Here is a 13,569-nt window from a genome sequence, read left to right as displayed (position 1 = left end):
CAATAAATGATGAAGCTATTTCTTAACTTCTTTTTTTCGGTTAAACAGTTTTCCTAAACCGGTTATTTAACCAATTAATTAACCAGTAAATAGTTTACCTTTTTTAAGTTTATCTGTCAAGATTTTTAGTGAAAGAGACTCAAATTATTACTTTAAGAATCCTTTCTTCATTTTTTAGACAGGAAATTTCATCTTTTTATTAACAAATAAAAGGACATTATTCTATCCAATAATAGAACAATATCCTTTCAACTAGATGATTATTTGTCAAAATCTTCTAAGGTTTTATTTGCTTAAGAGTTTTAATATCATAGGTTACTAAATCCCCATTCTTATTATAAAACTGAACTCCTTCTGCTGAAAAAATAAGGTATTTAGAATCAATTTGAGCAATTTGTGTTATTTTATTTATATGATCTTTTAAAGTGGCCTTATCTAATCCATAATCTGGTATATCATCGTAATCATCTTCTTTATTTTCTTCTGCTTTAGGTTTGTCTTTTTCAACCGAAGGATTGCTGCTAGTCGCATCTGCCTCATTTTGAGATTTATTATCCTTTGGTTGTTCATCGACTTTATTTGAATCGGATGCATCTTTCTTTGTTTCCGATTTCTTATCTGAAGAAACTAGATGTGAATTAGAAGAATCATTTGTTGTTTCTTTTTCTTTAATTCTTTTAGCAATCAACTCTTGAGCTTGTTTCCACTCTTTATCTGATAAATCAGACTGATTGATATTTCTCAATGAATCACCACTAGCTTTTGGAATACTGAAAGATTTATCTGCCCAAATATAGGTTCCCTTTGCCAATACATCCTGAGGATCAAAAATATATCCATCAGGAGTTGCAAACTTGCCTTCTTTAAGTGCTTTCTGAACTTCTTCAGCAGAATGGATAATTTGCCAATTCTGCATTCCAGCGCGTTTTTCAAGAGGAGTCACATTAGCAATAACGGAACCTGAATCCTCGTGACCCGGCTTAGACCAAACTTCAGGACGAACCTCAGGGTGTTGCATGACATATTTAATAGTCGCAATTTGATCAGGCTCTAACCATGAGTAAGGCACAACATGAATATGATCAATGTGTGGAATAATGAATGAACTTCCAGTATCATAGGTAGTATTCGCTGCATGCATCGGCAAACTTGAGACATCTACAGCTAATCTTGGTTTGATCCCTGTGTCTACTATATCATAACGATAATGATCTCTATCCTTAAGCATGAGTTCTTGTTCAGAAAAAGCAATTTGAGTAAGATCAAGTTCATCTCGAGAGTAGAAGTATTCTTTTCCGTTCTCTTTAAGAACATAGCCTACTTTACCATCTTTAGTCACTTTACCAGTCACTTTTTTTGAATCAAATTTTGGTTTTTCTTTGTTATCCATATTCTCTGAAGGAATAACACTCTCATTAGGTTGGCCTTTTTCCTTCATCCATTTGCTAACTTCATCTAATTCGAACTGTTCTAACTCTCCAAATCCCACATAATGGAAATGATTTCCATGTCTCGCTATAATGCCTGATTTATCAACTGAATAGATAGAATCTTTACTGAATACATATCCATCACTCGTATCATAAGGTTTACCATCTAAACCTTTTCCATAAGCTTTGATTGGTTGTCCTAAGAACTTATGAACTACTTCTCTTGATACTAAAGGTTTAATATCTGTACCAATTTGATTTAATCCATATTGCCCTTTTAACGGAATCATTCTTGCAATCTTCTGCTCTAAATCAGTCATTTGAGAATAAGGGATAAAGTGGTAATGGTCTCCGTGTGGCACTGCAACACCATTCGCAGTTTTTCTTGTAATCTGCGCTGGATCAAAGACAAGTCCATCTGATTCCACGTGTCGTTGACTGAGCGGCAAGGCATAAAGTTGTTTCAAGAGACTAGATACATCTTCACTTGGACTTTCTTGATAACTATTATCCACTTGTGAGCTAACACTTGGAGCCCATCCTCTAATATTTGTCTCAACTTTACTATGATTTGTTTGTCCATATGAACTACTATTCGATGCATCTGATGAGCTACTAGAAGAATTTGTAGACGGACGATACCCAACTGAGCTTGTTTGACCACCTTTACCAGATAAGAAGGCTCGAGCAGCAGCTAATTCACTGGCAGACAAGTCACTCTTAGGAATATAGTGGAAGTGATTACCATGAGGAACGATATAAGCATCGCCCGTATCTTCGATGATATCAGATGCATTAAAGATATAACCATCATCTGTTGTATAGCGTCCTTGAGCTCTGGCTACAACTACTGCCTGATCGTTAGAACCTCCTCCGTGATTACTACTATGTTCTTGTTTCTGACGAGTAATTTCTTCTTTTGTTCGAATATTATCCGCATGAGCCGTATCTTTCAGGTAAACATAGTATTTCCCGTCTACCTTAATCACATAACCACCCTTGATTTCATTAACAATATCTGAATCTTTCAACTGATAATTCGGATCTTTCATCAGCAACTCTTCACTGATGATAGCATCATAAGGAACCTTCCCATTGTAATAATGATAGTGGTCACCGTGTGAAGTGACATAGCCTTGATCAGTAATTTTGATGACAATTTGTTCGGCATTGATGCCTTCTTTTTTACTGACTTCATCAGGTGTCAAAGTCTCTGCCTTTTGACTCGGTTGTTTTCCATCTATATAGGAAACACGATTATTTTCCTTGACTGTTCTAGCTTGATACAGTCCCAACTCGTAAGAACAAACACTTAAAATTAAAGCTGCCGCAGAACCTGCTAGATATTTTTTATTGATTTTCATAATTTCCTCATTTTAATTCTTCTGCAAGAACATTCATATTTTCTTCTAAATTTTCTAAGTAAGTTTTGTCATTTTCAGGATCAGCTTCCAAAGGATTGAGTGTCTTTAGGCTAACTCCTGTTGATTTGACCAAGGTCTCAGCGACTTTAGAAGAAGCATTGCTCTCAGTAAAGATGGTTTTAACCTTATAGGTCTTAACGAATTCCTGAATTTCTGTTAGTTGTCTCGGACTTGGTTCTTGTTCAGGGGAAATCCCTGCTATACCAAGTTGTTTCAAACCAAAGCGTTTAGCGAGATAAGAAAAGGCTGTGTGTTGTGTAACAAAGGTCTTTTGACTCGCTTTTTCAAAAATAGGCTGGTACTTCTTAGTCAATTCTTGGGCTTTAGCGATAAAGTTTTTAGCATTCTTTTGATACGTTTCCTTATTAGAACTATCAATCTCCGAAAGTTTGTCAGCGATAATCTGAGCTTCTTCACCTGCTTTTTCTGGATCTAACCAAGTGTGAGGGTCATAGAGTGTTTTTTCATCAATGCCGTCACCAGCTTCTACATCTTCTAAGCCCGGTACACGTTCCAAGGTCATTCCTTCAGAAGCTTCTAAAACTTTAACTTTTGAGTTTTTCAAGTTAGGATCTAGACTTCCAGCCCAAGATTCGAGCGTATGAGAATGGTAGACAAAGACATCCGCGTCATAAATAGCAGCAATGTCATTAGCTGACGGTTCAAAGGAGTGAATCCCACTACTTGACTGAATCATCCGTACATCATTCAAGTCCCCTGATACCTCTTTGACCATGGCATAGATTGGGTAAAAACTTGTTACAATCTTCATCCCTTTTGCTTCTTGTTTTTCTTTTTGGCTACATGCTCCTAAGACAAGAACCAGCAAACTTGCCACTAATAATAGAAATGTTCTTTTTTTCATCATTACTCCTTAACTAGTATTTAACCATTTAATTAACTAGTAAATAGTTTATCTTTATTTACACTATATGTCAAGATATTTTGCACATTTTCATGAAAAAAATGAGAACTAGAACTTACATTCTGCTCTCATTTTAGATTAATCTTTTCTAGTTCTCCTATCCTGTTTTTAGGAGCTAGAAAATACTGCTACGGCTACTTACTCTCCTTTAATAAAGCCAACAACTTTTCAGCATCAGCCATAATGGTATTTTTATCCTGAGCACCAAATAGCAGGTTATTTTTTAATCCAGTGAGAGTTTCTTTGGCATTGGACTTGATAATGGGGTCTTGGATCTTTGCAAGTAGCTCTTCAGCCTCTCTCAACTTCGCTTCAACCTTTTCAGTCTCGACCTGAGGTTCTTCTGGTTCCTCTGGTGATTCTTCTTCTGGCTCCTCAGTTGGTTTTGGAGATTCTGGTTTCTCACTTTGAGGCTTCTCTTCGCGTGGCTTTTCTTCCTCAGGTTTGTCTGTCCGAGGTTTCTCCTCTGATGGTTTTTCCGTTTGATTAGTATCAGCTTGACCATTTTGGTTTCTTTGAACATGGTCACTTGCATTGCCCCAACCACTATCTGAATGCGGACGTTCGTTTGGATGTTCGACATAGTACTTGACAGTCGCAAAGAGATCTTCTAGACTATACCCCTTAGGAGCCTCATAAAGACCTTCGTCAAACCACTCAAATTTAATGTTATGGTAATGGTCATAATGAGGAATAATCAAGCTTCCGTTTTTGACTTCCACGGTATGTTGGAGATTGTAAGGCATACGATCAAGCGGCACCTTCTTAGCTGCTTTCACGCGGTTGTAGATAGCTTCTGCTCCTTTAGTCTCTGTATTTCCTGTCGAAGGAGGTGTTAAACCTTTCTCTTTAGCATAAGCCTGGGCTGCCACTCTTTCGGCTTCAGACAAACTATCTTTCTTAATCCAATGACTATGGGTCATATGTGGAGTTACATAGGCATCCCCCTCATCACTGGTGATATCACGGGGATCAAAGATATAGCCATCTTCTGTTGTATACTTGCCTGCCAACTTGGCTACCTGAATCTCATCATCAGTGTAGGCAATTTGCGCATTTGGTTTTCCTAAACGTTCTGGATGACGAATCGGTGCGAGAAATGCAAGTACATCTTCGACCAACTTAACTTTATCACTGCTTTCATCATTTAAACGTTCCAACAGTTTATCCAAAGCGTCAAAATCAACTTTACGACCTTTATTAGCAAGTAAGTCCTGATGAATTCTTGCTAGTAAATCATAAGCCTTATTGTAAAATCCTCGATCACCAGATGGGAGATTGGTTTTCTTAGCTCCGAGCTTATGAGCTAAACTTTCTTGCTTGGCTAGCTTACTATCAATGGCTGCAGCAGTTTCTGCTGAAAGTTCCTTGGCAGGAATATAACGTGAGGTTCCATTCTCCTCAAAGACATAGCCGTCAGCTACTTTTCGAATCGCCTGTTTAACCAATTTTTCGTCAATTGGATTGCTTGGAGATGGTTGAGGATTTGGTGCAGGTTGCGGGCTTGGACTAGGTTCCGGAGTCGGTTGTGGACTTGGTTGTTCTGGTCTTGAATCCGGCACCCTATGGTTCGAACTGTACTGTAGAGGAATAATGCGAGCGATTCGTTCTTCCAATTCAGACATCTGTGAATAAGGGATGAAATGGTAATGGTTCCCATGAGGCACAGCAACTCCTCTAGCTGTTCGACTTGTAATCTGTGCTGGGTCAAAGACAAGGCCATCAGATTCTACGTGTCGTTGGCTGAGTGGCAAGGCATAAAGTTGTTTCAGAAGGCTATCAATATCCTCATCACTCTGACTTGCTTGGTTATCGTCGCTACTGTTGTTAGCTGTGTTCGTGTTCGTATAGCTATTGCCTTGATTATTATAGGATGGAGTCCATCTATCTACATCGCTGCTGGTACTGTTGTTATTGGTACGGCGATAAGTAGGCGTATTTGATTGGCCACTTCTACCAGATAGGAAGGCTTCTGCGGCAGCCAATTCGCTGGCTGATAACTCACTCTTAGGAATGTAATGGTAATGGTTGCCATGAGGAACGATATAAGCATCACCAGTATCTTCAATGATATCGGATGCATTAAAGATATATCCATCATCCGTGGTATAGCGTCCCTGTGAACGTGCCAAGGCTACCGCACCATCGTTTGCTGAAGTTCCTCCTTCACGATGCTGACTATGCTCTTGTTTTTGCCGATTGATTTCTTCTTTCGTACGGACATTATCCGCATGGGATGCGTCCTTAAGGTAAACATAGTATTTTCCATCTACCTTGATAACATAACCACCCTTGATTTCACTGATAATATCCTCGTCCTTGAGCTGGTAGTTTGGATCCTTCATCAGCAACTCTTCACTGATGATAGCGTCATAAGGGACTTTGCCATTATAGTAATGATAGTGGTCGCCATGCGAAGTGACATAGCCCTGGTCTGTTATCTTGATGACGATTTGCTCCGCATTGATGCCTTCTTTCTTGCTAACCTCATCAGGAGTCAGATTCTCCGTTTTTTGTGCCGCCTGTTTTCCATCTATATAGGAAACACGATTATTTTCTTTGACTGTTCTAGCTTGATACAGTCCCAACTCGTAAGAACAGACACTTAAAATTAAAGCTGCCGCAGAACCAGCAAGGTATTTTTTATTAATTTTCATTGAAACTCACTTTCTTTTTTGATATTTCTATTTGCAATTCATTTCTAAATTGCAGAAACTCCTCTCTATTAATTAACTGGTTAATAGTTTACTCCTAAATTTGCAACTTGTCAAGAATTTTATGAACCAGTTAAGTATTTTTTTATTCTTCACCGCTACTTTCTCTAGAATGGACTTTATATAAAAAAGATTTTCTTGAAAATTCTTTAAAAAAGCCCCTGCAACTGAGTTGCAAGGACTTTTCGATTAATCAAAATTAACGTATTCTTTTTGAAGTTCAAGGACTTCTTCCATTGTTGAGCATTCTGTAAGGGCACGGTTTGCGTACTCTTCCATCTTAGCTGTATCCAATTTCTTCATCAAGCTACGCGTACGAAGTACAGATGTTGCTGACATAGAGAACTCATCCAAGCCCATTCCGACAAGAAGTGGAACAGCTTGTTGATCACCAGCCATCTCACCACACATTCCAGCCCATTTCCCTTCAGCGTGAGCTGCTTTGATCACATTGTTGATCAAGCGTAGGATTGATGGGTTGTATGGTTGGTAAAGGTATGAAACTTGTTCGTTCATGCGGTCTGCTGCCATTGTGTATTGGATCAAGTCGTTTGTACCAATTGAGAAGAAGTCAACTTCTTTAGCAAATTGGTCTGCAAGCATTGCTGCTGCTGGGATTTCGATCATGATACCAACTTGGATATTATCCGCAACTGCAACACCTTCGGCAAGAAGATTTGCTTTTTCTTCGTCAAAGACTGCTTTCGCTGCACGGAATTCTTTCAAGAGCGCAACCATTGGGAACATGATACGCAATTGACCGTGAACAGACGCACGAAGAAGGGCACGGATTTGTGTGCGGAACATAGCATCTCCAGTCTCAGAGATAGAGATACGAAGGGCACGGAATCCAAGGAATGGGTTCATTTCATGAGGCATATCGAAGTAAGGAAGTTCCTTATCTCCACCGATATCCATTGTACGAACGACAACAGGTTTACCGTTCATTCCTTCAAGTACAGCCTTGTAAGCTTCGTACTGCTCATCTTCTGTTGGGAAGTCTTGAGAATCCATATACAAGAACTCTGTACGGTATAGACCAACAGCTTCAGCACCGTTGTCATTGACACCTTCAACGTCTTTTGGAGTACCGATGTTGGCAGCCAATTCAAAGTGTTTGCCATCAGCAGTTACTGTTTTAGCATCTTTCAAGAGAGCCCATTCAGCTTTTTGTTTCGCATAAGCTTCACCAGCAGCCTTGAATTCAGCCGCTTGCTCATCAGTTGGATTGATAATAACCTCACCTGTGATACCGTTAACGGCAAGAATATCACCGTCTTTAACGATTTCAGTGATGTTGTTTGTTCCCAATACTGCTGCAATTTCAAGTGTACGCGCCATGATAGCAGAGTGGCTTGTACGTCCACCAATGTTGGTTACAAAAGCTTTTACAAAGTTTTTGTCCAATTGAGCTGTATCTGAAGGAGTCAAGTCATGCGCAATCACAATCACTTCTTCATTGATAGAAGCTGGGTTTGGCAATTTTTTACCAAGGAGGTTGGCCAATACACGTTTTGTCACGTCGCGGATATCCGCAGCGCGTTCTTGCATGTATGGGTTGTCTTCCATGCCTTCAAAGATAGTGATAAACATGTCTGTTACTTCTTTCAGACCTGCTTCTGCATTCACTTTCTTCGCACGGATTGTTTCCTTGATTTGGCTGATCATTTCTGGGTCAGCAAGAACCATTAAGTGAGCGTCAAAAACTTGAGCTGCTTCTTCACCGAGCGTACCTACTGCTTTCTCGCGAATAACAGAAAGCTCGTCTTGTGATGCCTGTAGAGCGGCATCAAGGCGAGCTTCTTCTGCGTTTGTATCTTCGACTGTAATAGTCTCAAATGACAAATCCGGTTGAACGAGTAGATATGCTTTTGCAACTGCAACACCGTCAGATGCTGCGATTCCTTTAAGCATTTCTGTCATTTTCCTTATGCCAATCCTTCTTTTTCCATAGTTTCAGTGATAGCAGCGATTGCGTCGTCAGCATCTGCACCTTCAGCTGAAATTGTAACGTCAGCACCTTGGCCAACACCAAGACTCATAACACCCATGATAGATTTAAGATTTACTGATTTACCTTTGTATTCAAGAGTGATATCTGAAGCAAATTTGCTAGCTGTTTGAACCAACAATGTTGCTGGACGCGCGTGAATACCTGTTTCTGCCACTACGTGGAAATCTTTAGAAGCCATAGTTTGACTCTCCTTTAGTTATTTCTTTTTTGAGTTATATGTGATAACCCTTACAAGACTGTATTATATCACCTTCTAGATAATTTTTCAAGTATTTTATGGACTTTTACTGAAAATGAAATTACTTCTTTTTCTATTAAATGAGCACTCTAGTAACTAAATAGCATATCTAAACACTAATTGTTCAAAGAATGTCATCATCAAAATTCAATTTTCAAAGCTATTTTCCCTTAATACCAATCAGAGGACAATCCTAGTAAATAATGAAATAATACTATTTAACTATAATTAATATAACTCAGTAAATCCATTATTTGAAAAGACTTCATCAAATCCTGAAATTCTAAAACCTACTCTTACCATCAACAGTAGAGAATTTATCCAATTTGCTACTTAAAGTAAAATAAGTTTGTAGCCCCTAACAGTAAAAAGGTAGATATATCTAAGTGGTATAAGTAGAACTAAAACTTTGATTGATTCCATTCAAATAAAGTATCCAACCAATCAAAAACGACATTATGGGCGAGTCTTAGATTATTGACTTGGCAATGAGCGTCCGCACCACTTTCCGCCTCAAATACTTGAAGTTTAGTTTGTTGATTTTTAGATTTAAGTTCTTCATAAATCACCTTAGTTTGATGCTGCAGTTCAGCACCCTCACCCTTTCCCATGATAAAAAGGCATGGGCATTGAATTTTTTGGTAATCCACAATCTTTGCATGGTTAAATACATCATCAATAGCACTCTTAAAATCAGAAGTACCAAACTGCCATGCATACTTTTTAAGATTTAAATTTGCTGATTCATTCCAATTTCCAGCTAATTTTAAAATGGCATTTATTAACCAACTAGGTGCTTTCAAACTTGATCCAAATTCTTTTCTGAAAAGTTCTGCAACGTCGTAAATAGGGGTACTAGCAATCCAAGCATGAATTCTTGGATCCTTTTCGACAGCTTGTGCAGTAAAATATCCCCCTCCGCTGACACCATAAATAGCTAAATAATTTAGTTTAGGATTTCTATTTTCCAACCAGTCTATGCATAATGAAATTGGAATAGAAGCATCCACATCAAAGACCAGCCCTCTACTAGGATTGCTCCCTTGACCAGGAAGATCAACCATTAAAACATTATAATTTCGTATCCATCCAGGATATCCTGCAAAGTAAAATAAATCTTCGCGATAAGTATCACCTCCACCAATCATGATTATCGTTGGGCAATTATCGTCGCTATGAAGATAATAACCAGGCAAGTAAGAACCCTGATAGGGAATAGTTAATTTTTCAATCGGTGCACCTAGTGAATGAATTGCACTAGAAAACACCTTCTCCATTTGACGAACGGTCGGTAAATACTCTTCAGAAAATGGATCGGTAAATTGGATTGCCGAGCGAAGTGAGTAGGTCTGTGCAAGATAATACTGCGCCTTTGTTTGTTCACTCAATCCTGAATTACTTGCTTCTTGTTCAAGGTAGTTTACATGCGATAAAAATACATTTTTCCAGTCATCAGGCTTTGGTGAGTTCCCCAATCTTTGAGCAAGATAATAAAGCTCTCCATGAGAGAAACCAAAAATTTCACCGATTCCTAACAACCAATTGAAGAAAAAATCCGTATCACCATTCTTAAAAAATATTTGAGTCGATTGCCGTTTTAAAATAACATCATTTTCTTTCACCACGCGCCTCCTAATTCTGTGTTCTTTCATTCATTTAATCTAATTATAATCTGATAACATTCTCTATCAAACAAAAGCATTCAGATATCCATTTTTTAATCTTATAATCACAGATAGTGTATCACATAAAATGAACTTTTTCAAACATTGTATTTATATACTCCTTATGAAAGGATACGAAACTCATAAGTATCCTATATAAAATTAACCAATGATCCATTTTTATGAATACATCATAATCTGTCATTTCCACTTTGGTTATATTTTAGATATTCTAATACAAAATATTGGGACATCTTGTGTAGAAAATTTCTTTTTTTCGTAAATATTACAGTTTCTATTTTATTAAAGTATTGTCTCAGCTAGACTTATTCCTGTTCTTACGATTTTTGCTATTTTCTTCGTTTTCCTTTCTGATAACTTGCTGAAAATCTTCTATTTATCTTACCAATATACAGTATATAGTTTTTTTGTTTTGATAAACTTTGATAGTTCAATGAAAAACCAATTTTACACTCTGACAAAACACTATATCTTGTGCTTTGTTTTTGAAACTGTAACTTTTTAGCACAAGATTTAGTTTAAAAAGTTTGACAAAGTTTTTTTTTCTGATATACTAAGAAAGTAATCTATTTTGAAAGAGGAGTTACGAAAATGGTAACCGTTTATTCTAAAAACAACTGTGTCCAATGTAAGATGACCAAGCGTTTCTTGGACAGCAACAATGTCGCTTATCGTGAGATCAATCTCGACGAGCAACCAGAGTACATCGATCAAGTTAAAGAGCTCGGTTTCAGCGCTGCTCCTGTTATCCAAACACCAACTGAAGTCTTTTCAGGCTTCCAACCAGGAAAACTGAAACAATTAGCATAATCTTAGTACATCATCCAGAAGAGATTGCTTCTAGGGCTAACTTAGAGGCCTTTCTTTTGTAATTAGATAAAGGAAATTTTATGGGATTAAAACATCTTGAGGACGTGACCTACTTCCGTCTCAATAACGAAATCAACCGTCCTGTCAATGGACAAATCATGCTTCATAAAGATAAGGAAGCCTTGGATGCCTTCTTTAAAGAAAATGTAGTTCCAAATACCATGGTTTTTGATTCAATTACTGATAAAATCAACTACCTTATTGAACATAACTACATCGAAACTGCATTTCTCAAGAAATACCGTCCAGAGTTTTTGGAAGAATTGCATCAATTTATCAAGGACCAAAACTTCCAATTCAAATCATTCATGGCTGCCTATAAGTTTTACAACCAGTATGCCTTGAAGACTAATGACGGTGAATATTACCTTGAAAGTATGGAAGACCGTGTCTTCTTTAACGCGCTTTATTTTGCTGACGGGGATGAAGCGATTGCGACTGATATTGCCAATGAAATCATCCACCAACGCTATCAACCAGCTACTCCTTCCTTCTTGAATGCTGGTCGTGCTCGTCGTGGAGAGTTGGTATCTTGTTTCTTGATTCAAGTAACTGATGACATGAACTCTATCGGACGTTCCATCAACTCAGCTCTCCAACTTTCACGTATCGGTGGTGGTGTGGGAATTTCCCTCAGCAACCTTCGTGAAGCTGGAGCTCCTATCAAAGGTTATGAAGGTGCTGCTTCTGGTGTCGTACCAGTTATGAAGCTTTTTGAAGACAGCTTCTCTTACTCAAACCAACTCGGGCAACGTCAAGGTGCTGGGGTTGTCTACCTCAATGTCTTTCACCCAGATATCATCGCTTTCCTTTCAACTAAGAAAGAAAATGCCGATGAAAAAGTTCGTGTTAAGACCCTCTCACTTGGAGTTGTGGTGCCCGATAAATTCTACGAATTAGCTCGTAAAAATGAAGAAATGTATCTCTTTAGCCCTTACTCTGTAGAGCTTGAGTATGGTGTACCGTTCAACTACATCGACATCACTGAGAAATATGATGAATTGGTTGCAAATCCAAATATCCGCAAGACAAAAATCAAGGCGCGTGATTTGGAAACTGAAATTTCTAAATTGCAACAAGAGTCTGGTTACCCTTATGTAGTCAACATTGATACAGCCAACCGTGCTAATCCCGTTGATGGTAAGATTATCATGAGTAACTTGTGCTCTGAGATTCTTCAAGTTCAAGAACCAAGCTTGATCAACGATGCTCAAGAATTCCTTCAAATGGGAACGGACGTTTCATGTAACCTTGGTTCAACCAACGTGGTCAACATGATGACTTCACCTGACTTTGGTCGTTCTATTCGCGCTATGGTTCGTGCCCTTACTTTCGTTACAGATAGTTCACACATCGTAGCTGTCCCTACTATCGACCACGGAAACAGTTTAGCTCACACCTTTGGTCTTGGTGCCATGGGGCTTCATAGCTACCTTGCCCAACAACTGATTGAGTACGGATCACCTGAGTCAATTGAATTTACAAGCATCTACTTTATGCTTATGAACTACTGGACCTTAGTGGAGTCAAACAATATCGCTCGCGAACGTGGTATTACCTTCCACAACTTTGAAAAATCAGACTATGCTAACGGTAGCTACTTTGACAAGTATGTGACAGGCGAGTTTGTTCCAAAATCAGACCGTGTTAAAGAACTCTTTAAAGATGTCTTTATTCCAAGTGCTACTGATTGGACTGAACTTCGCGAAAAGGTTCAAGCAGATGGACTTTACCATCAAAACCGTCTAGCTGTTGCTCCAAATGGTTCTATCAGCTACATCAACGACGTTTCTGCTTCTATCCACCCGATTACACAACGTATCGAAGAACGTCAAGAGAAGAAAATCGGTAAAATCTACTATCCTGCTGCAGGTTTGTCAACAGATACTATCCCTTACTACACTTCTGCTTACGACATGGATATGCGTAAGGTGATTGATGTTTATGCTGCTGCAACAGAGCACGTGGACCAAGGGCTTTCGCTCACTCTCTTCATGCGTAGTGACATTCCAAAAGGTCTTTACGAATGGAAGAAAGAAAACAAACAAACGACACGTGATTTGTCTATTCTTCGTAACTATGCCTTTAACAAGGGAATCAAGTCCATTTACTACGTCCGTACCTTTACAGACGACGGTGGGGAAGTTGGTGCTAACCAATGTGAAAGCTGTGTGATTTAATGGAAAAAATTTTTACTACTTGTTTAAATAGTAAATGGGGGCCAATTTACGTTATACTTTTTCTTGGCCCTATGACATTTATTGCTTAC

The 13,569-nt window shown here is 38.4% G+C and carries 8 protein-coding genes; 2 read left to right on the top strand and 6 right to left on the bottom strand.

Annotation, left to right across the window (positions count from 1 at the left end; translation table 11 throughout):
• Window positions 1-277 precede the first annotated feature (277 nt).
• From O3622_RS01380 to O3622_RS01355, 6 genes are all read right to left on the bottom strand, one after another.
• On the bottom strand, window positions 278-2,794 hold the full coding sequence (locus O3622_RS01380; RefSeq protein ID WP_049518622.1) for a pneumococcal-type histidine triad protein: 2,517 nt from the start codon (window positions 2,792-2,794) through the stop codon (window positions 278-280).
• 7 nt (window positions 2,795-2,801) lie between these two features.
• Window positions 2,802-3,719, bottom strand: coding sequence for a metal ABC transporter solute-binding protein, Zn/Mn family (locus tag O3622_RS01375; RefSeq protein WP_070567869.1), 918 nt, complete (start codon window positions 3,717-3,719; stop codon window positions 2,802-2,804).
• Between the two features lie 194 nt (window positions 3,720-3,913).
• On the bottom strand, window positions 3,914-6,436 hold the full coding sequence (locus tag O3622_RS01370; RefSeq protein ID WP_371606917.1) for a pneumococcal-type histidine triad protein: 2,523 nt from the start codon (window positions 6,434-6,436) through the stop codon (window positions 3,914-3,916).
• Between the two features lie 246 nt (window positions 6,437-6,682).
• Window positions 6,683-8,416, bottom strand: coding sequence for a phosphoenolpyruvate--protein phosphotransferase (gene ptsP, locus O3622_RS01365; RefSeq protein WP_000138129.1), 1,734 nt, complete (start codon window positions 8,414-8,416; stop codon window positions 6,683-6,685).
• Window positions 8,417-8,421: 5 nt separating this feature from the next.
• The gene (locus O3622_RS01360) at window positions 8,422-8,685 is read right to left on the bottom strand and encodes a phosphocarrier protein HPr (RefSeq protein WP_000146948.1); all 264 of its coding nucleotides are present in this window, start codon (window positions 8,683-8,685) and stop codon (window positions 8,422-8,424) included.
• A 461-nt stretch (window positions 8,686-9,146) separates the two neighbouring features.
• Window positions 9,147-10,367: a S9 family peptidase gene (locus O3622_RS01355; protein ID WP_000661899.1), complete on the bottom strand. Its 1,221-nt coding sequence runs from the start codon at window positions 10,365-10,367 to the stop codon at window positions 9,147-9,149.
• 654 nt (window positions 10,368-11,021) lie between these two features.
• On the opposite strand from O3622_RS01355, the gene nrdH reads away from it, so the two are divergent.
• Together nrdH and nrdE are read left to right on the top strand one after the other, a co-directional pair.
• Window positions 11,022-11,240: a glutaredoxin-like protein NrdH gene (nrdH, locus tag O3622_RS01350; RefSeq protein WP_000259240.1), complete on the top strand. Its 219-nt coding sequence runs from the start codon at window positions 11,022-11,024 to the stop codon at window positions 11,238-11,240.
• Between the two features lie 80 nt (window positions 11,241-11,320).
• Complete coding sequence (gene nrdE / locus O3622_RS01345) at window positions 11,321-13,480, top strand: class 1b ribonucleoside-diphosphate reductase subunit alpha (protein WP_044020835.1); 2,160 nt, start codon at window positions 11,321-11,323, stop codon at window positions 13,478-13,480.
• Window positions 13,481-13,569 lie beyond the last annotated feature (89 nt).

Origin of the sequence: Streptococcus sp. 27098_8_51, from assembly GCF_041432205.1 — a bacterium.
In the GTDB taxonomy this organism is placed as follows: Bacteria; Bacillota; Bacilli; order Lactobacillales; family Streptococcaceae; genus Streptococcus.
This window is presented reverse-complemented; position numbering and strand designations above follow the sequence as displayed.